Here is a 20420-nt window from a genome sequence, read left to right on the forward strand (position 1 = left end):
TACCCCTCGTCAACGCTCCTTGTCCTCGAACAACCCGACGAACAGCCTCCGTATCCATTGCAGAGCGGGATCCGCCTCGAACCTGCGGCTCCAGTGCATCGATACCGTGAATGTGCTGCGCGGCAGGTCGGCGGGCAATAGCGCGTAGCGCTTCGCATCGAGGAAGCGACGCGCGATCGCCTGGGGCATCACCACGGCAAGGTCCGTGCGCGCAATGATGGCGGGCAGCGCCATGAAATGCGCCGAGGTCAGCACCAGGCGGCCGTCGAGGCCCAGTTGCTGGAGGATGCGCAGGGTCTCCGAGTGCGAGCGCACGGCCACGTACTCCAGCCGCCGCAGATCCTGGATCGTCGTTTTCCCCTTCGCGGCGGAAGCCATCGGGTGCCCGGCGCGCACCACCACCGCGTAGCGATCACGCAGCAGTTCGACGCGCTCCGTACCACTGATGGAAGGAAGGAAGCCGAGCGCGAAGTGGATCGCACCGGTCTCCAGCGCGTCGGCGATTTCCGCGTGCGGCAGCGGTGCCGTGTGCACCCGGATGCCGGGAGCCACCGGGTGCAGCGCGGCCATCAGCTCGGGCAGCAGCCTCGCTTCCCCGATGTCGTTCATGTGCATGCGCAGCGTCATCTTCGAGCGCGAGGGATCGAAGGTGTCCTCCTCCTTGAGCACGTCCTGGATGGCGGTGAGGGAGGGCTGTACCACGCCCGCCAGGCGCTCTGCTCGAAGTGTCGGGCGCATGCGGCCATGGGCACGCACGAACAGGGCGTCGCCGAGCGTCAGGCGCAGGCGCGTCAACCCCTGGCTCGCCGCCGGCTGCGACAGCCCCAGCGCCTCGGCCGCGAGGCTTACGCTGCCCAGGCGATACACGGCTTCGAACAGGCGAAGCAGATTCAGGTCCAGTGGATCTTTATTCATCCAATGCATTTTGACTTAGTCAGTTCATCTTATTGATGAATATGACTCTGGTCGTGACACTGCCTGCAACCAACAAAGGAGCAGCAATGAATCGACGCGTCGAGCTCGCCTCGATGGAAACGGCAACGGCGAACGGAACAATGACGGTGCGGGAGGCGGTCTTCAGGCTGCTTCGCGCGTTCGGCATGACCACCGTTTTCGGCAACCCGGGGTCCACGGAATTGCCGATGTTCATGGACTTCCCGGACGACTTCCGCTACGTGCTCGGGCTGCAGGAATGCGTGGTCGTCGGCATGGCCGACGGCTACGCGCAGGCGACGCACAACGCCGCGCTCGTCAATCTCCATTCGGCGGCTGGTGTTGGTCATGCGATGGGCAACATCTTCACGGCCCATCGCAACCAGACCCCCCTGGTCATCACCGCCGGCCAGCAGGCGCGCTCGATCCTTCCCTTCGAGCCCTTCCTCGGGTCCACGCAAGCGCCGGAACTGCCGAGGCCTTATGTGAAATGGAGCGTCGAGCCAGCACGGGCCGAAGACGTACCGCTGGCCATCGCTCGCGCGTACTACATCGCGATGACGCCGCCGCGCGGTCCTGTACTGGTGTCGATTCCCTCGGACGACTGGGGCGTGCAGACACAGCCGGTCGACGCGCGAGAGGTCAGCCGCCATGTCCGTGCCGACCCCGACCTGCTCGCACGCATGGCCCGCGCCCTCGACGGGGCCCGCGCGCCGGCCTTCGTGGTGGGTGCCGCGGTCGATCGCGACGGCGCCTGGAACGAGGCGGTGCAACTGGCCGAGCGCCACAACGCGCGCGTCTATGTCGCACCGATGTCGGGTCGCTGCAGCTTTCCAGAGGACCATCCGCTGTGGTCGGGCTTCCTGCCGCCCATGCGCGAGCGCATCGTCGAGCGGCTTGCCGGGCACGACGTGGTGTTCGCCGTCGGCGCGCCGGCCTTCACCTACCACGTCGAAGGCCACGGCCCCCACATGCCGGAGGGCGCTGAACTGGTGCAGCTGACTGACGACCCGCAGGTCGCGGCGCGGGCTCCGACAGGAACCTCGATCGTCAGCAGCATTCGCCTTGGATTGCTGGATCTGCTGGCGCTGAGTACGCCGCCGCGGCGGGAGATGCCGCCACGCCATGCGAGGCCACCGCGCGTGGTGCTGCCTGCTCCGGACGAACGGCTTCCCGTCGCCTGGGTGCTGCAGACGCTGAACGACCTGCGTGCGCGCGACAGCATCGTGGTCGAGGAGGCACCGAGCGCACGGCCCGTCATGCACGGCCACCTGCCGATCTTCGAGTCGCAGACCTTCTACACGATGTGCAGCGGTGGCCTGGGCTACGGGCTTCCCGCAGCCGTGGGCGTGGCGATGGGCAAGCCGGGCGCGAAGGTCATTGCTCTGATCGGCGACGGCTCCGCGATGTATGCGATCCAAGCCCTGTGGAGCGCCGCGCAGATGGCCCTGCCGGTGACGATCGTGATCCTGAAGAACCGGCGCTACGCAGCACTGCACGAGTTCGCCAGGATCTTCGGCTACCGCCCGGGCGAGCAGGTGCCAGGCACCGAACTGCCCGACCTGGATTTCGTGGCACTCGCAGCCGCCCAGGGCATGCAGGGCATGCGCGTCGAGCGCGCCGAACAGCTGCACCCGGCGCTCTCGCAGGCGCTGCACGCGACCCGGCCCATGCTGGTCGAGGTCGAGGTGGCCTGAATCCACCGACTTTTTCTCATCCATAACGACCACAGGAGACAACAAGCCATGAGCAAGATATCCATGCTGATCAACGGCGAGGCCCGCGAGGCCAGCCACGGCGGCACCTTCGAGCGCCGCAACCCGCTCGACGGCACGGTGGCGACCACGGCGCCGGCCGCCACCGCCGCCGATGCGGTGGCGGCCGTCGAGGCTGCCGCTGCGGCCTTTCCCGCCTGGTCGCAGACCGGCCCCGGCGAACGCCGCGCGCTGCTCTTGAAAGCGGCGCACGCCCTCGAGGCCAAGGCGCAGGCGCTGACCGCCGCGATGGCCGCGGAAACAGGTGCCGCTGCGCCCTGGGCCGGCTTCAACGTTCACTTGGCGGCCGGCATGCTGCAGGAGGCCGCCGGCATCACCACCCAGATCGGTGGCGAAGTCATTCCCTCCGATGTTCCCGGCAGCCTGGCCATGGGCGTGCGGCGTCCGGCCGGCGTGGTGCTGGGCATCGCACCGTGGAACGCACCCGTGATCCTGGGTGTACGCGCTATCGCCACGCCGCTGGCTTGCGGCAACACCGTGGTGTTCAAGGGTTCGGAATTCAGTCCGGCGACCCACGGGCTCATCGTCGAGGCGTTCAGAGATGCGGGCTTCCCACCGGGCGTCGTCAACTTCGTGACCAACGCGCCGGCCGATGCGGCCGAAGTGGTCGAGGCGATCGTGGCCCACCCGGCGCTGCGCCGGGTGAACTTCACCGGCTCGACCCGCGTCGGCAGGCTGATCGCACAGACCTGCGCGAAGTACCTGAAGCCCGCTGTGCTCGAACTGGGCGGCAAGGCACCGATGGTGGTTCTGGACGATGCCGACCTCGACGCCGCCGTGAACGGCGCGGCCTTCGGCGCCTTCGCCAACAGCGGCCAAATCTGCATGAGCACCGAGCGCATCGTCGTCGACCACCGCATCGCCGACGCTTTCGTCGACAGGCTGGCCGCCAAGGCGTCGAAGCTGCCGCTGGGCGATCCGCGCAAGGGCGTCGTGGTGCTGGGCTCCGTCGTCGATGCAAGCACCGTCGAGCGTTGCAACGCGCTGATTGACGACGCGCTCGCCAAGGGGGCAAAGCTCGTGTGCGGCGGCAAGGCCGAGAACACGCTGATGCCGGCGACTCTGCTCGACCACGTGACACCGCAAATGCGCATCTACTACGAAGAGAGTTTCGGCCCGGTGAAGCCGGTGGTGCGCGTCGACGGTGTCGACGAAGCGGTGCGGGTGGCCAACGACAACCCGTACGGCCTTTCGGCGGCCGTGTTCGGGCGCGACATCGCCCGCGCCTGGGCGGTGGCCAACCGCATCGACTCCGGCATCTGCCACGTGAACGGCCCGACCGTGCACGACGAGGCGCAAATGCCTTTCGGCGGCGTGAAGGACTCGGGCTACGGCCGCTTCGGCGGAAAGGCCGGCATCGATGCGTTCACTGAATTGCGGTGGCTCACGGTGCAGACCACTGAACGCCATTACCCGTTCTGATGAAAAGCAGGAGACGTCTCATGAAATTCCTGCTGGCAACCGCAACGCTTGCGCTCGGTCTAGGACCGTTCGGCATCGCCCAGGCCCAGGACTGGCCAAAGCAGCCCGTCAAGATCGTCGCCAACTTCGCTCCCGGCGGTGCCGCTGATCAGCTGGCCCGCATCATCAGCGCCCCGCTGCATGAGGCGCTCGGGCAACCGGTGATCGTCGAGAACAAAGGCGGCGCCGGCGGCAACCTCGGCGGCGAGTTTGTCGCCAAGTCGGCGCACGACGGCTACACGCTCCTGATGAGTTCCGGCGGCATGGTGTCGATCAATCCGCACATCTACGCCAAGATGAGCTTCGATCCTGCGAAGGATCTTGTCCCGGTGGCGTCGGTTGCTCGCGTTCCCTTCTACCTCGTGGTTCGCGCCGACAGCCCAATCCGGGACTTCAAGGGGCTGATCGCCGATCTCAAGGCGAACCCCGGCAAGCGATCCTTCGGTTCGCCCGGCAATGGGAGTTCGCCTCACCTCGCCGCGGAAATGATGAAGGGACAGACGGGGACCACGGCGATCCACATCCCGTACCGTGGCGCGGCACCCGCGTTGGCCGACCTGCTGAGCGGACAGATCGATTTCCTGTTCGATCCGGGGATCAGCATCCAGCACGTCAAGACCGGGAAGCTGCGCATGCTCGCGGTGGCGAGCCTCAAGCGAGCCCCCCAGATGCCGGAGGTGCCGACCCTCGACGAACTTGGACTGAAGGGCTTTGACGCCGATGCAGTGTTCGGGCTCTACGCCCCTGCCGGCACACCGCCGGCCGTCATCCAGCGGGTCAACGCCGAAGTCAACCGCGCGCTGGCCATATCGGCGGTAAGGGCAAACATCGAAACCCTGGGCAACGTGCCGGAGCCTCTGACACCTGCGGCTTTCGGCGACAAGGGCGCGGCCGACTTCAAGCGCTTGGGCGCCGTGATCCGGGAGCGTGGCATTCGCGCCGACTGATGCTTGAAGACCAAGAAGAAAAAGGACGATCGATGATTGCAACCGCGCGGCCCACTGCCGGCCACCCTCCTCCCCTCGAAACGGACGTCCTGATCGCCGGTGGCGGCCCCTGCGGCCTGATGCTCGCCAACGAACTCGGCCGCCGCGGCATCCGATGCCTGGTGGTCGACGCCAAAGCCAGCACGGCGTTCAATCCGCAGGCCAATGCGACACAGGCCCGCACGATGGAGCATTTCCGCAGACTGGGCTTCGCGAATGAGATCCGTGCGCTGGGACTACCGCCCGACCACCCGACGGACATCGCGTACTTCACGCGCTACACCGGCCACGAGCTGGCGCGCATCAGCCTGCCGACCGCCGCAGAAGCCATTGTCAAGATCAAGTCGATGACAGGCTCATGGAGCGCAGCCGAGTTGCCGCATCGCGTGTCGCAGAAGTTCGTCGAGGAAACCCTGCGCCGCCATGCGCAGGCGTGGCCAACCGCCGAGGTGCGCTATGGCTGGCGGCTCGAGCGCTTCCACGACGACGGCACGTCGGTGAGTGCCACGGTGCGCCCAAGCGAAGAAGGCTCTCCGGCACAGGACGTGGTCGCAAAGTTCCTGATCGGCGCCGATGGCGCGCGCAGTTCCGTCAGACAACAGCTGGGCATCGAGTGGGGAGGCTCAACTGGAGTTCAGCGGGAATTCATGGGCGGCAAGATGTTCGCCATCTACCTGCGCGCCCCCCAGTTTCTCTCGGTGCTGCGCCAGCCCAAGGCCTGGATGTACGTCGCCGTCAACCACCAGAGGCGCGCCTTCATGGCGTCGGTGGATGGCGTGGCCGAATACGCCTTTCATGCAGCGCTTCGCCCCGGAGAAGATGCTGACGGCTGGACCGAGGCCGATGCGCGCCGCGTCTTTGCAGAGGCGGTGGGCGTCGACGTGCCGATGGAAATTCTTTCGATGGGCACTTGGCTCGCCGGGCACGCACTGGTGGCCCGGCAGTTCCAGAAAGGCCGCGTCTTCATCGCGGGCGATGCCGCCCATTTGTTCACACCCACCGGCGGCCTTGGCTACAACACGGCCGTCGAGGATGCGGTCAATCTGGGGTGGAAGCTTGCAAGCGTGATCCGCGGCCAGGCACCGCTGTCGCTGCTCGACAGCTACGAGGCCGAACGTCGGCCGCTGGCCGAACGCAATACCGGCTATGCACGCAAGTTCGCCGACTCGGTGGGGCTCTTTGCCGCGAAGCACGAGTTGGAGGAGGCCTCGCAGCGAGGCGATGCCGAGCGCGAACTCGCGGCCCGGCATTTCAACGAGCACGCCCGCCTCGAGTTCAACATTCCAGGAGTGACCTTCGGCGGCCGCTACGACGGTTCCCCGATCGTCGTCGGCGATGGCGCGCCCCTGCCACCAGACGCGCCGAATGTCTACACCCCGACCGCTAGCCCGGGCGGCCGTCCGCCGCACGCCTGGCTGGATGACGGGCGCTCGCTGTTCGACCTGTTCCACACCGAATGGACCTTGCTGGCGCTCGGACCTCATGCACCGTCCACCGAGGCTTTCGAAACCGCGGCGCAGGCATTGGCGATCGACCTGCGCGTCGTGCGGCTACCGCAGGCCTCCCTGCACGAACTCTATGAAGCACCGCTTGCGCTCATTCGACCCGACCAGATCGTCGCCTGGCGCGGGCCGACAGCGGAAAACGCGGCCAGCGTGTTGTCGCGCGTCACGGGCAGATAAGCGCTCTGGCGCCGCATCCCGCATCGACACAAACAAGAACTTCCAGCGATCAGACGAGAGGACATCCTGCATGAAAGCCCTTACCGCCCTGCTTCTTCGGCTCTCGCCCTTGGCGATGGCCATGGCGATCCTTCCATCGGCCTGGGCGCAGGCCTGGCCCACCAAGCCGGTGCGCCTGGTCGCGGCGTTTCCGCCAGGCACGCCCGGCGACATGATCGCCCGATTGATCCAGCCGACATTGCAGACGGCATGGGGCCAGCCCGTCATTGTCGAGAACAAGCCAGGAGCGGGCGGCAATGTGGCCGCCGGGGATGTAGCCCATGCCAGGGACGACCACACCCTGCTCGTCGGGCCCGACACGATCCTCACCATCAACCCCCATCTGTACAAGAAGCTGAGCTTCGACCTGCGAGTCTCGCTCAAGCCAGTCACCTATTTCGCCAGCTTCAATCAGATGCTGGTGTGCAATCCGGCTGCCGAGATCACGTCCTTCGACAAGTTCACCCGGCTGCCCTCCTCGAGGCTGTATGCCTCCGGCGGGACAGGGACGCCAAGCCACATGACCATGGAAATGCTGCTGGCCACAACCGGCATGAAGCTCACGCATGTGCCCTACAAGGGACCGGGCCCCGCCGCGCAGGACGTGCTGGCAGGCCATGTCGACTGCGGTTTCATCGTCTCTTCCGTAGTCCTGCCTCATGTCCAGGTCGGGCGGTTGCGGGCCGTCGCCGTCTCCGGGAAGGAACGGTCGGTTCTGCTGCCCAACGTTCCGACCGTGGCCGAGAGCGGGCATCCAGGCTTCGACGCCACATTCTTCGAGACCCTGCTGGCACCTTCGAAGATGCCAGCCGCCATCGTCGAGAAAATCCAGCGCGATGTGCGCAGTGCCCTGGACACACCGGCCATCAAGGCTCGGTTGGCGGAGATGGACCTGCGCATGGAGGGCAACACTACGCAGGAAGCCCAGCGGCGCAGTCAGGAAGACTTCGCCAAGTGGGGGGCTGTCGCACAACGAGCCAAGCTGGAGCTGGATTGAGGAGAGCGAACATGCGCAATCTGGATCAGCACACCATCACCGAAGCCGTGCTTGCGCGACAGGCGCAGACGGCGGATCCGCGGCTCAAGCGCGTCATGGACAGTCTCGTCAAGCATCTGCACGCTTTCGCGCGTGAGGTGGATCTGACTGAGGAGGAATGGTTCAGCGGCATCGAATTCCTGACCCGTTGTGGCCGCATCACGGATGACAAGCGCCAGGAGTTCATCCTGCTTTCCGACGTACTGGGCTTGTCGATGCTGACGGTGGCGCAGAACAACGACAAGCCAGCCGGCTGCACCGAGGCGACCGTCTTCGGACCCTTCCATGTGGAAGGTGCGCCGCACTACGCGCTCGGTGCAGACATTTCCAACGGCGCGCGGGGCGTGGCTTGCCTAGTGCGCGGCACGGTGCGGGGCATCGACGGCGAGCCGGTCGCCAACGCACACATGGACGTGTGGCAATCCGACGAGGACGGCCTGTACGACGTGCAGCACCCGGAGATCGGCCATGCACAGGCGCGCGGCATCGTGCACTCTGACGGGGACGGTCGCTACCATTTCCGCTCGATCCTGGCAGTCCCCTACGCCATTCCGCATGACGGTCCGGTGGGCGACCTGCTCAAGGCTTGCGGGCGACATCCCTGGCGCCCTGCACATCTGCATTTCCTGATCAAGGCGGACGGCTACGAGAAGCTGATCACGCACGTGTTCCGCAGCGACGATCGGTATCTGGACTCGGATGCTGTATTCGGTGTGCGTCAGTCGCTGATTGCCGACTGGAGGCAGCAAGCCGATGGCTCGTACATTGTTGAGTACGACTTCGTACTGAACCCCGCCCAGCAGGACACTGCGGATGCCTGACATCCTGTCCTCCACCGACAACCCATGAAGGATGCATCGTGATCCGGCACATAGTGATGTGGAACGTGGGTGGCGCCACGGCCGAGGAGAAACTGGAAAACATCGAGCGTTTGAGAGAACGCTTCCATGGCTTGCGCGGCCGTGTTCCGGGGCTTCTTCACTTGGAGGTCGGCGTGGATGCAAGCCGCGTTGACTATGCCTGCGACGTTGTGTTGTACAGCGAGTTCGAATCCTGGGAGGCACTGGATGCCTATGCAAGGCATCCGGAGCACTTGCGAGTGCGCGACGCGCTCGGCGGCATCCGTATCGCCAGGCATCAGGTGGACTACGAAGTCGACGCCGGTTGAACTCGTTGCAGTGGAAATCGCATGAAGGAATTCGTCTACAACGGCCGGTGCTGAAGCCATGTCGCGCCTCCAGCGCGCACTTGGAGTAACAGGGCAAAGCGGCGCTGCCGCGGGCCTGTTCGATCTGGCACGAGACAACGGGGCGCCGGTGGCACTGCGCGACATCGGCATGAAAGAAGATGACCTTGACCGTGCCGCAGATATCGTCGCAAGCAATCCGTACTGGAACCCGCGAGAAATAAGCATGGCACAGCGCAGCGAGATCAGGCAGCTACTACAAAGTGCCTTCGATGGCGTTCGACCCGAATAGGTTTTCTGCAGTAAGCCCGTTGGCCCGACCACAGAGTCACTTGGTCAACCGACACGCGCCGCGACAAAGGGATGGTCGAACTGCCGCCACCAGTCGCATCTACCAAGGTTCGGCAGCGTTAAGTTGGGTAAAAGCCCAAGTACCCGCGCACGCAATCCGATCAAACGGCACGATACTTGCAGCCGAATTGAAGACTGCCCCATGCCTCGCGTACTTCTCGTCGACGATGACGTAGACCTCACCGAAATGCTGTCGCTGTACCTTGTGCGCGAGGGCTTCGACGTCCACGTCATGCAAGACGGCGAGAGCGGCGTTGCCGAGGCGACCCGCGGCGGCTACGCGATCGTCCTGATGGACATCATGATGCCGCGCATGTCGGGCATCGAGGCGCTGCACCGCATTCGCACCAGCAGCCAGGTGCCCGTGCTGATGCTGACCGCGCGCGGCGAGAACATCGACCGCATCGTCGGCCTCGACATGGGGGCGGACGACTATGTACCCAAGCCCTGCACGCCCGGCGAGCTGTCGGCGCGCATCCGCGCGATCCTGCGCCGGACCGAATCGCGCGAGCCGGCCAGCACCTTGGCCAATTCGCGTGTGCTGCAGGTTGGCGAACTCGCCCTGTGGCCCGGCAGCCGGCGCGCTCTGTGGTCCGGACAGCCTTTGGAGCTGACGGGCACGGAGTTCAGCCTGCTCGACGTGCTGGCCCGTCATGCCGGAAAGCTCATCAGCAAGGACGCGATCTCGCAGCAGGCCTTTGGCCGCCCCCTGGCGCGCTTCGACCGCCGCATCGACGTGCACATCAGCAGCATCCGCCAGAAGCTCGGCACCAGGCCGGACGGCCAGTCGTGGATTCAAAGCGTGCGCGGCAGGGGCTATCAGTTGCTGGAAGACTAGCCATGCCGACCGAACGCCGCCTAGGCCGGCTCTTCTGGAAGTTGCTGCTTGCACTCGTCATGTGCATGGTGCTGGCCATTGGCGGCACGATCGGCTACCTGCGCCTGACCGGACACACGCAACCTCCTCCGCCACCGGAGGAACTGGTGATGTGGGGTCCGGTGCCGATGGTGCCGCTCGTGTCGGCCATCGCCGCGGTGCTGATCATCAGCCTCGTGTTCGCGTGGTATCTGTCCCGCCCGCTGCGCCACCTGAGCTGGGGTCTGGCCCGCTTCGCCGAAGGCCACCTGGACACCCGGGTCGAACCGCTCATGAGCGGCCGTCGCGACGAGATCGCCGACCTGGCCTACGACTTCGACCGCATGGCGGCGCGGATCGAACAACTGGCGCAAGCCAATCGCGCGCTGATGCACGACATCTCGCATGAGTTGCGTTCGCCGCTGACGCGACAGCAGGCGGCCATCGGCCTGCTGCGGCAGGACCCGCCCCAGGCACCCGCGATGATCGAGCGCATCGCGCTCGAGAGCGAACGACTCGACGTCCTGATCGAAGAGCTTCTGACACTGCATCGGCTCGATGCCGGCGCCAGCGGCGCACCGCAGCAGCGCGTCGACGTCATCGAACTGCTGCAGGCCATTGCCGACGATGCCGACTTCGAAGCCCATGCATCGCAGCGGACGCTGCGCATCGATGCGTCGGGCAGCTTCTCACCGAGGCGCACGGCGAGCTGGTCTATCGTGCGTTCGAGAACGTCATCCGCAACGCGCTGAAGTTCAGCCCGCAAGGCAGCGAAATCGAAGTGCAGGCGCGCATTCGTGAAGCCGACAGGACGCTCGTCACCATCGTGCAGGATCGCGGCCCGGGCGTTCCTTCAGAAATGCTCCAGGCCATCTTCGAACCCTTCACGCGGGTCGAGGGCAGCGAGTCGGTGCGCGGCACCGGCCTCGGCCTTGCGATTGCCCGGCGCGCGATGCTGCTGCACGGCGGCAGTGTGGAAGCCTCCCTGCGCGAAGGTGGCGGGCTCATCGTCACGCTGTCGCTGCCGGCGCGCGCTGCTCCCTTGCGAACTTTTTACCCTGCTTAACTCTGCCGAACCGCGGTGAACGAGGGCATTCGTACGATGCCTGAAGCGCTTGAGGCGAGCCACCGGATTGCCGGTGTCGGGCTCGAGCGATCGGAGAAAGCAGTGATGTCCAAAACCCAGTTGTATGCCTTGCTCTGCGTCGTGACCATGGTTGCGACGCTGCTGCCTCCCGTGGTGGCCGTTGCGCCGCCGGCAGCCCCGTTCGCCGGCGGCGTATGGATCGACGGCCATTGGGTGGCGGGCCGCCGGGATTCGGAACGCTTCCGCTGAATGACGAGGCACACAGCGTTGCCCACGCACGGTTCCACAGCGGGCGCCATGGACGAATCGGGGGCGTACTGGATAGGCGAGCAACCTCTGGATGGCGAGCGGTGGTCCTGCGCCAAGTTCGGCACGGCACTTGACGACGTCGCCACGAGGCAAGCCTTGTTCGGGATGCACGGGCGCTACGTCAGGCGGTGGAACGACATCGAGCTCGACCCGAAGAGGAGTCTCTTCGAACACACCCATCAGGTGCACGGCGCGAGAGTGCTCGCGGCCGACGGCCGCTTCGTCCTGCATGGCCGACCCGATCGCCACTCTCACTGGATACTGGAGATCCTGTTTCGGCGCGGCTTCAGGGAGTTCTACCCGTGGACTCTCGAGCGAAACGCAATGCGTTTGCCAGCGGACATGCGAAGTGTTCATCTGCACTGGTGCGGAAACGGCAGGGAGGCATTTGCGCGATGGATGGAAAAGGAGCAAGCCCCGCCCAAAGATCCTGCATCTCGATCCACCTCGTCCAGGATTGGGCGCCGCCTCCAAGGCTTGCAGCGCGACGCTCACGACATGGACAAAGTCCGCCGGCACCCGTGGCTGGTTTCATGGGCAGCCAGATGGTTTTCCCGCCGATGAACAGCCTGCACGCAGAACCAGGATCAGGAGGGACTCGACATGCAGCCGGTGCGATGGATCTTTGCACTTCTTGACATCGGCAGACATCGCTTAACGCGTCGTCCCGTAACAGTAGGAGGATGCCAGACCATCCCGGATTTCCACGCCTTCGCAAGACCGCCGTCGTTGCCGCGGGGCTGCTGGGGCTTGCCGCTTGCTCCGTGCGGACCGAAGTACCCGTTCAGAACAGCACCGCCGTTTCCGCGACTTCCGTCGTCGCCACGCCATCATCGGCTTACAGGGCACGCACCGGAAGCCCAGTCTGCAGTGTCGACCTGTACGGCGACTCGATCATGCATGGCGGCTACAAGGGCTATCTGCGCCTGGCAGAACCGCCGGCGGCGACCCTGAAGCGCCTGAGGCCGCGGTACTCCGTGCAGGACTTCTCGCTCAACGGCGAGACCGCTGCACAGCGGGCGGCGACTTTCGAAAGCGAACGCCGCGACGGACGCTTCGTGGTCATCGCACACGGGATCAACGACACGATGCAGCAACTGCCGCTGGCAGCATCGCTGCGCCCGATGATCGAGATCGCACGCCGGGAAGGCAGGGAGCCCATCCTGACCGGGCTGTCCCGGCAACCGGTGCCCATTCCCGGGCGGGTCTCCGCGAACCAGTCGATTCGGCGGCTGGCGTTCGATTTGCATGTGCCCTTCGCGGACTGGGATGCAGTGAAATTCGCGCCTGACGAAATGGAGGATCCTCTCCATCCCGCAAAGCAGTACTCGGACAGGCTTGTGCGAAGCATCGTTGCGGTCCTCGATCGACTGGCACCCGAATGCGCGTGAAGAGGTGACGCCATCGACATGCCGGCGACCGCGGCCCACCCATGAAAGGCGGGGCTTCATTCGGACGCGGTCTTGCTCCCCGCGGCATAGCCGCCGAGAAACACCCGCAGGGCGCGGCGCGTCGCCTCGCGCAGTTCCTTGCGCGTCAAAGGTCCCTGGATGCCGAGCAGGCTCGGCCTGACGGTTTCCGACTCCAGCAGCGCCATCAGATGAGAAGCCGCCACGTACGGATCGGCCGTGCGCAGCCTGTCCTTGCGCATTTGCCGCTCCAGGAAATCCCCCAGTTCCTCGATGGCCCTTTTCGGGCCCCCTTCGTAGAAGAGCCGCCCGATGTCGCTGCGGCCCGATTCGGCGATCACGGCCCGATGCGCCTGGATGACTTCCTGCGAGCACACGGCGACCAGCACCTTCTCGCCGAAACGCTGCAGCACGCGCTCGAGATCGTCGTCGCCCTCCTGCCCCAGCGCCGCGAAGATCGGCTCGAAGTGCTTCTTCGCTGCGCTGTGGATTGCAGCGACGAACAATTCCTCCTTCGAACTGAAGTAGCCATAGAGCGTCGCCCTGGAGCCGCCCACGCGCGCGGCGATCTCCACCATGGAGGCTCCCTCGAACCCCAGTTCCCTGAAGACTTCCGACGCCACCTGAACGATGGCGTCGCGCTTTGCTTCGGTCTTGACTCGCACTCTGCGTCTCCTTATTTCTATACAGATGTGATCATTATTGATTGACAGCCTTCCAAAGTCAAAATACATTCCAGTACAACACTGTCTATTTAAACGCTGATGTGGCGCATACCGGCGCCCCATCGTTTCCCAGGAGAACCGCAATGCGCCCCCCTCTTACCTACAGCCTGACTTTCGTCGCGGCCCTCGCGTCCACCTGCATGCTCGTAGCCTGCGGCAAGCCGCCGGGCGGGCCGCCGCCTGCGCCCGGCACACCCGAAGTCGGGATCGTCACGGTGCAGCCGCAGAGCGTGGCAATCACGACCGAACTGCCCGGGCGCACCAGCCCCTTCCTCATCGCCGATGTCCGTCCGCAGGTCGGCGGCATCGTGCAGGCGCGCAAGTTCCGCGAGGGCAGCGACGTGAAGGCCGGCGAGGCGCTCTATCAGATCGATCCGGCCACGTACAAGGCGACCTACGACAGCAACCTCGCCGCGCTCGCCAAGGCCCAGGCCAGCCTCCGCACCACGCGGTTGAAGGCCGAACGCTACAAGGAACTGGTGGCCATCAAGGCCGTCAGCCAGCAGGACTACGACGACGCGGCGGCTTCGCTGCAGCAGGGCGAGGCCGACGTCGCCTCGGCCAAGGCCAACGTCGAGACCAGCCGCATCAACCTCGCCTACGCGCGCATCGAGGCGCCGATCTCGGGGCGCATCGGCAAGTCGTCGGTCACGCCCGGCGCGCTGGTCACGGCCAGCCAATCGACCGCGCTCGCGACCATCCAGCAGCTCGATCCCATCTACGTCGACGTAACCCAGTCCAGTGCCGCGATGCTCCAGCTCAAGCAGGCCATGGCGCGCGGCGACCTGCAGAAAAGCGGCACCAACGCCGCGAAGGTGAAGCTGCTGCTGGAAGACGGCAGCGCCTATCCTCTCGAGGGCAAGCTCGAGTTCTCGGACGTGACTGTGGACCAGAACACCGGCGCCATCACGCTGCGCGCGGTGTTCCCCAACCCCAAGGCCGACCTGCTTCCCGGCATGTACGTGCGCGCGGTGCTTCAGGAAGGCGTGAAGGAACAGGCGCTGCTGGTACCGCAACAGGCCGTGTCGCGCGACAGCACCGGCAAGCCGCTGGCCTACGTGGTGGATGCCCAGCACAAGCTGCAACGGCGCGCGCTCGAGACAGAACGCGCCATCGGCGACCAGTGGCTTGTGCGCAGCGGCCTGCAGGCCGGCGACAAGCTCGTGGTGGACGGCCAGCAGCAGGCCGCATCGGGCGTCGAGGTGAAGACGGTGCAGTGGAGCCCCAGGCCCAAGGCAGGCACCGCAACAGCCAAGACCGCGAATGCCGAGCCCGGCAGCGCGGCGAACTGACAGCCACGAGAGACATCCATGGCACGCTTCTTCATCGACCGCCCCATCTTCGCGTGGGTCCTCGCCATCATCGTGATGCTGGGCGGCATCATGTCCATCGCCACCCTGCCGATCGCGCAGTACCCGAGCATCGCGCCGCCCGCCGTCGCGATCACCGCCAACTACCCCGGCGCTTCCGCCAAGACGCTGGAAGACACCGTCACCCAGGTCATCGAGCAGAAGATGAAGGGGTTGGACCGGCTGAGCTACATGGCCTCGACCAGCGAGTCGTCGGGCCAGGTCACCATCACTCTCACCTTCGAGAACGGCACCGACCCCGACACCGCGCAGGTGCAGGTGCAGAACAAGCTCTCGCTGGCCACGCCGCTGCTGCCGCAAGAAGTGCAACAGCAAGGCGTCACCGTCACCAAGTCGGCCACCAACTTCCTGAACGTGCTGGCCTTCACATCCGAAGACGGCAGCATGAATGGCTCCGACCTGTCGGACTACGTGGCGGCGAACGTGCAGGACGCGCTCAGCCGCGTCGAGGGCGTCGGCGAGACCACGCTCTTCGGTTCGCAGTACGCGATGCGCGTGTGGCTCGACCCCGACAAGCTCGCCAACTTCAGCCTCACGCCGCTGGATGTGAAGACCGCGATCCAGGCGCAGAACGCGCAGGTGTCGGCAGGCCAGCTCGGCGGCATGCCGGCGGCCGGCAACCAGCAGATCAACGCGACCATCACCTCGCAAACGCGCCTGAAGACTGCGCAGGAGTTCGAGGACATCCTGCTGCGTACGCAGACCAGCGGCGCCCAGGTCCGCCTGCGCGACGTGGCGCGCATCGAACTGGGCAGCGAGTCGTACAACTCGGTTGGCCGCTACAACGGCAAGCCGGCCGCCGGCCTGGCCATCAAGCTGGCCGCAGGGGCGAATGCACTCGACACGGTCAAGGCCGTCGACGCGCGCCTGGCCGAGCTCGAGAAGTTCTTTCCGCAGGGCATGAAGGTGCAGAAGCCCTACGACACCACGCCCTTCGTGCGCATCTCCATCGAGGAGGTCATCAAGACGCTGGTCGAAGCGGTGGTGCTGGTGTTTCTGGTGATGTACCTCTTTTTGCAGAACTTCCGCGCCACGCTGATCCCGACCATCGCGGTGCCCGTGGTGCTACTGGGCACCTTCGGCGTGCTCGCGGCCTTCGGCTTCACCATCAACACGCTGACCATGTTCGCGATGGTGCTGGCCATCGGCCTGTTGGTGGACGACGCGATCGTGGTGGTGGAGAACGTCGAGCGCGTGATGACCGAGGAAGGCCTCTCGCCCAAGGAAGCCACGCGCAAGTCCATGGGCCAGATCACCGGCGCACTGGTCGGCGTGGCCCTGGTGCTGGCGGCGGTGTTCGTGCCGATGGCCTTCTTCGGCGGCTCCACCGGCGTGATCTACCGGCAGTTCTCGATCACCATCGTCTCGGCGATGACGCTGTCGGTGCTGGTGGCGCTGGTGCTCACGCCGGCCCTGTGCGCGACGCTGCTCAAGCCGGTGCCCAAGGGCCATGAGCTTGCCACCACCGGCTTCTTCGGCTGGTTCAACCGCAGCTTCGACCGCGGCAACCACCGCTACCAGGGCATCGTGCGGCACATGATCGGCAAGGGATGGCGCTACATGGCCGTCTACGCGGTGCTGCTGGCGGCGGTGATATTCGGCTTCATGAAGCTGCCAGTGGGCTTCCTGCCCGACGAGGACCAGGGCACGGTATTCGCGCTGATCCAGCTTCCTCCGGGCGCGACCAATGCGCGCACGGAAGACGTGATCCGCCAGGTGGAGCATCACTTCCTGGTCGACCAGAAGGAGGCCGTCTCCGGCCTCTTCACGGTGGCGGGCTTCAGCTTCGCCGGCAGTGGCCAGAACACCGGCCTTGCCTTCGTCAAGCTCAAGCCCTGGGACGAGCGCAAGGGCGAGGCGCTGAGCGTGACCGGCGTGACGGCGAAGGCCGGCGCCTTCTTCAACACGATCCGCGATGCGAAGGTGTTCGCCTTCGCGCCGCCCGCAGTGGCCGAGCTCGGCAACGCGACCGGCTTCGACCTGATGCTGCAGGACCGCGCCAACCTCGGCCACGACGCCCTAATGAAGGCGCGCAACCAGCTGCTCGCCGAGCTGTCGCAGGACAAGCGGCTGGTGGCGGTGCGCCCCAACGGCCAGGAGGACACGCCCGAGTTCAGGCTGGAGATCGACCCGCACAAGGCGCAGGCTCAGGGCCTGTCGATGAGCGACATCAACGACACCTTCTCCGCCGCCTGGGGCAGCAGCTACGTCAACGACTTCATCGACAAGGGCCGCGTGAAGAAGGTGATGCTGCAGGCCGACGCGCAGTACCGCATGCTGCCCGGGGACATCGACCGCTGGTACGTGCGCAACAGCGCCGGCGGCATGGTGCCCTTCACCTCCTTCGCCAAGGCGGGCTGGAGCTCGGGCTCGCCGCGGCTGGAGCGCTACAACGGCGTTCCCTCGGTGGAGATCCTGGGCATGGCGATGCCGGGAGCGGCCTCCAGCGGCGAGGCGCTGGCCATCGTCGAGCAGGCCGTGGCCAAGCTGCCTGCTGGTATCGGCTACGAATGGACCGGCCTCTCGCGCCAGGAGAAGGCATCGAGCGGCCAGACCGGGCTGCTGTATGCGCTGTCGATCCTGATCGTGTTCCTCTGCCTCGCTGCGCTCTACGAGAGCTGGGCCATCCCGTTCTCGGTGATCCTGGTGGTGCCGCTGGGCGTGCTGGGCGCGCTCGTCGGCGCCATCCTCACCTGGAAGATGAACGACGTGTATTTCCAGGTGGGCCTGCTCACCACCATCGGCCTGGCGTCGAAAAACGCGATCCTGATCGTGGAGTTCGCGAAGGACCTGCACGCCCACGGCAAGGGCCTGCTCGAGTCCGCGCTGGAAGCGGCGCGCCTGCGCCTGCGCCCCATCCTCATGACCTCGCTGGCCTTCATTCTCGGCGTGCTGCCGCTGGTGCTGGGCAGCGGTGCCGGGGCGGGCGCACAGCATGCGCTGGGCACGGCCGTCATCGGCGGCATGTTGTCGGGCACAGTGCTCGCGATCTTCTTCGTGCCGCTCTTCTTCGTGCTGGTGCGCGGGCTCTCCAAGGGCAAAGAGCAAGGTGATTCCACCGCTCCAGCCGCGCATGCACAACCGGCTGCGGCCGCATCCTGAGGCTTCTGCCATGAACCTTTTCCGCTTTACACCTCTCGCGCTCGCTGCCCTGATGGCCGGCTGCAGCCTGATACCCGCATACCAGCAACCTGCGACGCCCGTGCCTGGCAAGTTCGCCGACGACACGACGGGTGCCAACCCGGCATCCACGCCCGTCGCCGATCTCGGCTGGCGCGACGTGTTCACCGACCCGTCGCTGCAGCGCGTGATCGAGGTGAGCCTCGCCAACAACCGCGACCTGCGCGTGGCGGTGCTGAACATCGAGAAGGCCCGCGCCCAGTACCGGGTGCAGGACGCGGCGCTCTTCCCCACCGTCAACGCGAGTGCAGGCGGCAGCGGCAGCCGCACGCCGGCCAGCCTGTCGTCCACCGGCGAGACGCTCATCGCGCACCAGTACAGCGCTTCGCTCGGGTTCAGCTCCTACGAGATCGACCTCTTCGGCCGCGTGCGCAGCCTGAGCGAGCAGGCGCTGCAGCAGTTCCTGTCGACGGCCGAGGCGCGCCGCAGCACGCAGATCAGCCTGGTGGCCGAGGTGGCGACCAGCTACCTCACGCTCGCCGCCGACCAGGACCGGCTGAAGCTCGCGCGCGACACGCTGCAGAGCCAGAGCGATTCGTACCGCCTCAACCAGCGCAGCTTCGAGCTGGGCGTGTCGTCGGCGCTCACGCTGAGCCAGGCGCAGACCAGCGTCGACACGGCGCGCGTCGATGTCGAACGCTACACCGCGCAGGTGGCGCAGGACCGCAATGCGCTGATGCTGCTCGTGGGCGCGGAGCTGCCCGAGGAACTGCTGCCGCAGGCCCTGCCCGACGGCGCGACAGCCACGGCGAACCCGCTGGCCACCATTCCGCCTGGCCTGCCCTCGGAGCTGCTGCAGCGCCGGCCCGACATCCTGCAGGCCGAACGCGACCTGAAGGCCGCCAACGCCTACATCGGCGCGGCGCGCGCGGCCGTGTTTCCGCGCATCAGCCTCACGGCGTCGGCCGGCACATCGAGCAACGAACTCTCGGGCCTTTTCAAGAGCGGCTCGGGCGCATGGAGCTTCGCGCCGCAGATCTCTCTGCCGATCTTCGACGGCGGTGCCAACCGCGCCAACCTGAAGATCGCCACCGTGAGCCGCGACATCTCGGTGGCGCAGTACGAGAAGGCGATACAGACGGCCTTCCGCGAAGTCTCTGACGCCCTGGCCCAGCGCGGCACGCTCGGGCGCCAGCTCGATGCGCAGCAGTCGCTGGTGAACGCCACGGCCGAGAGCTACCGGCTCTCGGAAGCGCGCTTCCGGCGCGGCGTGGACAGCTACCTCAGCGTGCTCGACTCACAGCGCTCGCTCTACACAGCGCAGCAGGACCTGATCGGCACGCGGCTCTCGCGCTTCACCAACCTGGTGACTTTCTACAAGACGCTGGGCGGTGGATGGGCAGAAACCTCGGTAACTTCGATGCCAGCAACACTCGCGCGCACCACGGAACGAGTGTCATGAGATGCAGTCGCGCTGCCACCGAAATCACCCGCTCCCGGGTGCTGCGATCCGCCCTGGAAGCATTTTCTTCCCGCGGCGTGCGTGCTACCACGCTGGAAAACGTGGCGGCGCTCGCAGGTGTGACGCGGGGAGCGGTGTATTGGCACTTCGAGAACAAGGCCGCACTGGTGGCCGCGATCATCGAGCAGCTTCAATGGCCGATGGACATCGGACCAGACATTACCGCCTACCGAACGCACCCGAAGCCGCTCCAGCTCCTGCGCGAGCACATGTGGCGAAAGATGACACGTTGCATGGACGATCCGAATCAATGGCGCACCGCGCAGTTGGTGCTCGGGCATCCGGCGCGAGCCGAGTTGCCTGCAAGCGCGGCGGCTCGGATCAAGCGCACGATGGAGGACGCAGTGGCACGACTTAGCCAAGTGATGACCCTGGCCCGCGAGCGTCGTCAGCTGCGGGAGGGACTTCAGCCAACTTGCGTAGCGCATTGCCTGCATTCGGTGGGTATCGCCGTTCTCACCGAGCACGCCGATCAACGGGAAGGATGCAGACGGGGTGCATCGTCGTTGTGCATCGACCTGTTCATGGCCGGAGCCTGCAGCGACATTCCTGCCACCTCACACAGGTGAAATC

19 protein-coding genes are annotated in these 20420 nt (G+C 65.9%); 17 read left to right on the forward strand and 2 right to left on the reverse strand.

All coding sequences use genetic code 11. From position 1 onward, the window contains the following. Positions 1-9 precede the first annotated feature (9 nt). Positions 10-915, reverse strand: a complete 906-nt coding sequence (locus ACEOAB_RS24350) for a LysR family transcriptional regulator (RefSeq protein WP_413747677.1) — start codon at positions 913-915, stop codon at positions 10-12. A gap of 86 nt (positions 916-1001) precedes the next feature. Here ACEOAB_RS24350 and mdlC point away from each other — a divergent pair, with 86 nt between their 5' ends. The 13 genes from mdlC to ACEOAB_RS24415 all read left to right on the forward strand — a co-directional run bounded on the left by mdlC (position 1002) and on the right by ACEOAB_RS24415 (position 13092). Then, positions 1002-2630 carry a benzoylformate decarboxylase gene (mdlC, locus tag ACEOAB_RS24355; RefSeq protein ID WP_413747676.1) on the forward strand — a complete coding sequence of 543 codons (1629 nt, stop codon included), beginning with the start codon at positions 1002-1004 and terminating at the stop codon, positions 2628-2630. A gap of 48 nt (positions 2631-2678) precedes the next feature. Next, the gene (locus ACEOAB_RS24360) at positions 2679-4130 is read left to right on the forward strand and encodes an aldehyde dehydrogenase (RefSeq protein ID WP_495653153.1); all 1452 of its coding nucleotides are present in this window, start codon (positions 2679-2681) and stop codon (positions 4128-4130) included. A 20-nt stretch (positions 4131-4150) separates the two neighbouring features. Beyond that, a complete protein-coding gene (locus ACEOAB_RS24365) occupies positions 4151-5116 on the forward strand; it encodes a Bug family tripartite tricarboxylate transporter substrate binding protein (protein ID WP_413748098.1) in 966 nt (321 codons plus the stop codon). A 32-nt stretch (positions 5117-5148) separates the two neighbouring features. Continuing rightward, entirely contained in the window at positions 5149-6837 is a 1689-nt protein-coding gene (locus tag ACEOAB_RS24370) for an FAD-dependent oxidoreductase (RefSeq protein ID WP_413748099.1), read from the forward strand. A 70-nt stretch (positions 6838-6907) separates the two neighbouring features. Beyond that, positions 6908-7873, forward strand: a complete 966-nt coding sequence (locus ACEOAB_RS24375; RefSeq protein ID WP_413748100.1) for a Bug family tripartite tricarboxylate transporter substrate binding protein — start codon at positions 6908-6910, stop codon at positions 7871-7873. A gap of 11 nt (positions 7874-7884) precedes the next feature. Beyond that, positions 7885-8733 carry an intradiol ring-cleavage dioxygenase gene (locus ACEOAB_RS24380; protein WP_413748101.1) on the forward strand — a complete coding sequence of 283 codons (849 nt, stop codon included), beginning with the start codon at positions 7885-7887 and terminating at the stop codon, positions 8731-8733. A 38-nt stretch (positions 8734-8771) separates the two neighbouring features. Then, positions 8772-9080 (forward strand): Dabb family protein, encoded by a 309-nt coding sequence (locus ACEOAB_RS24385; protein WP_413748102.1) that lies wholly within the window; start codon positions 8772-8774, stop codon positions 9078-9080. 58 nt (positions 9081-9138) lie between these two features. Then, positions 9139-9390, forward strand: coding sequence for a dehydroquinate synthase/iron-containing alcohol dehydrogenase family protein (locus ACEOAB_RS24390; protein ID WP_413748103.1), 252 nt, complete (start codon positions 9139-9141; stop codon positions 9388-9390). 201 nt (positions 9391-9591) lie between these two features. Continuing rightward, on the forward strand, positions 9592-10287 hold the full coding sequence (locus tag ACEOAB_RS24395) for a response regulator (RefSeq protein WP_413748104.1): 696 nt from the start codon (positions 9592-9594) through the stop codon (positions 10285-10287). Between the two features lie 2 nt (positions 10288-10289). Further along, a complete protein-coding gene (locus ACEOAB_RS24400) occupies positions 10290-11057 on the forward strand; it encodes a histidine kinase dimerization/phospho-acceptor domain-containing protein (RefSeq protein ID WP_413748105.1) in 768 nt (255 codons plus the stop codon). Then, positions 11054-11371, forward strand: a complete 318-nt coding sequence (locus tag ACEOAB_RS24405) for a sensor histidine kinase (protein WP_413748134.1) — start codon at positions 11054-11056, stop codon at positions 11369-11371. Before ACEOAB_RS24400 ends, ACEOAB_RS24405 begins: the two co-directional genes overlap by 4 nt. Before the next feature lie 15 nt (positions 11372-11386). After that, on the forward strand, positions 11387-11641 hold the full coding sequence (locus tag ACEOAB_RS24410; RefSeq protein WP_413748106.1) for a hypothetical protein: 255 nt from the start codon (positions 11387-11389) through the stop codon (positions 11639-11641). A 743-nt stretch (positions 11642-12384) separates the two neighbouring features. After that, positions 12385-13092, forward strand: a complete 708-nt coding sequence (locus ACEOAB_RS24415) for an SGNH/GDSL hydrolase family protein (RefSeq protein ID WP_413748107.1) — start codon at positions 12385-12387, stop codon at positions 13090-13092. 56 nt (positions 13093-13148) lie between these two features. Here ACEOAB_RS24415 and ACEOAB_RS24420 read toward each other — a convergent pair whose 3' ends face one another. Continuing rightward, positions 13149-13775 (reverse strand): TetR/AcrR family transcriptional regulator, encoded by a 627-nt coding sequence (locus tag ACEOAB_RS24420; protein ID WP_413748108.1) that lies wholly within the window; start codon positions 13773-13775, stop codon positions 13149-13151. A 143-nt stretch (positions 13776-13918) separates the two neighbouring features. Here ACEOAB_RS24420 and ACEOAB_RS24425 point away from each other — a divergent pair, with 143 nt between their 5' ends. From ACEOAB_RS24425 to ACEOAB_RS24440, 4 genes are read left to right on the forward strand one after another with little or no spacing between them, the layout of a single operon-like run. Next, on the forward strand, positions 13919-15127 hold the full coding sequence (locus ACEOAB_RS24425; protein ID WP_413748109.1) for an efflux RND transporter periplasmic adaptor subunit: 1209 nt from the start codon (positions 13919-13921) through the stop codon (positions 15125-15127). Positions 15128-15145: 18 nt separating this feature from the next. Continuing rightward, on the forward strand, positions 15146-18307 hold the full coding sequence (locus tag ACEOAB_RS24430) for an efflux RND transporter permease subunit (RefSeq protein WP_413748110.1): 3162 nt from the start codon (positions 15146-15148) through the stop codon (positions 18305-18307). A gap of 10 nt (positions 18308-18317) precedes the next feature. Continuing rightward, positions 18318-19787, forward strand: coding sequence for an AdeC/AdeK/OprM family multidrug efflux complex outer membrane factor (gene adeC / locus ACEOAB_RS24435; protein ID WP_495653154.1), 1470 nt, complete (start codon positions 18318-18320; stop codon positions 19785-19787). Continuing rightward, entirely contained in the window at positions 19784-20416 is a 633-nt protein-coding gene (locus ACEOAB_RS24440; RefSeq protein WP_413748112.1) for a TetR/AcrR family transcriptional regulator, read from the forward strand. Before adeC ends, ACEOAB_RS24440 begins: the two co-directional genes overlap by 4 nt. Positions 20417-20420 lie beyond the last annotated feature (4 nt).

Source organism: Variovorax sp. Varisp53, assembly GCF_059491555.1.

Coding starts and splice junctions, on each gene's coding strand:
- ACEOAB_RS24370 (WP_413748099.1), top strand. CDS start 5,149: ATGATTGCAACCGCGCGGCCCACTGCCGGCCACCCTCCTCCCCTCGAA.
- adeC (WP_495653154.1), top strand. CDS start 18,318: ATGAACCTTTTCCGCTTTACACCTCTCGCGCTCGCTGCCCTGATGGCC.
- ACEOAB_RS24365 (WP_413748098.1), top strand. CDS start 4,151: ATGAAATTCCTGCTGGCAACCGCAACGCTTGCGCTCGGTCTAGGACCG.
- ACEOAB_RS24360 (WP_495653153.1), top strand. CDS start 2,679: ATGAGCAAGATATCCATGCTGATCAACGGCGAGGCCCGCGAGGCCAGC.
- ACEOAB_RS24425 (WP_413748109.1), top strand. CDS start 13,919: ATGCGCCCCCCTCTTACCTACAGCCTGACTTTCGTCGCGGCCCTCGCG.
- ACEOAB_RS24380 (WP_413748101.1), top strand. CDS start 7,885: ATGCGCAATCTGGATCAGCACACCATCACCGAAGCCGTGCTTGCGCGA.
- ACEOAB_RS24390 (WP_413748103.1), top strand. CDS start 9,139: ATGTCGCGCCTCCAGCGCGCACTTGGAGTAACAGGGCAAAGCGGCGCT.
- ACEOAB_RS24440 (WP_413748112.1), top strand. CDS start 19,784: ATGAGATGCAGTCGCGCTGCCACCGAAATCACCCGCTCCCGGGTGCTG.
- ACEOAB_RS24415 (WP_413748107.1), top strand. CDS start 12,385: ATGCCAGACCATCCCGGATTTCCACGCCTTCGCAAGACCGCCGTCGTT.
- ACEOAB_RS24375 (WP_413748100.1), top strand. CDS start 6,908: ATGAAAGCCCTTACCGCCCTGCTTCTTCGGCTCTCGCCCTTGGCGATG.
- ACEOAB_RS24395 (WP_413748104.1), top strand. CDS start 9,592: ATGCCTCGCGTACTTCTCGTCGACGATGACGTAGACCTCACCGAAATG.
- ACEOAB_RS24430 (WP_413748110.1), top strand. CDS start 15,146: ATGGCACGCTTCTTCATCGACCGCCCCATCTTCGCGTGGGTCCTCGCC.
- ACEOAB_RS24350 (WP_413747677.1), bottom strand. CDS start 915: ATGAATAAAGATCCACTGGACCTGAATCTGCTTCGCCTGTTCGAAGCC.
- ACEOAB_RS24400 (WP_413748105.1), top strand. CDS start 10,290: ATGCCGACCGAACGCCGCCTAGGCCGGCTCTTCTGGAAGTTGCTGCTT.
- mdlC (WP_413747676.1), top strand. CDS start 1,002: ATGAATCGACGCGTCGAGCTCGCCTCGATGGAAACGGCAACGGCGAAC.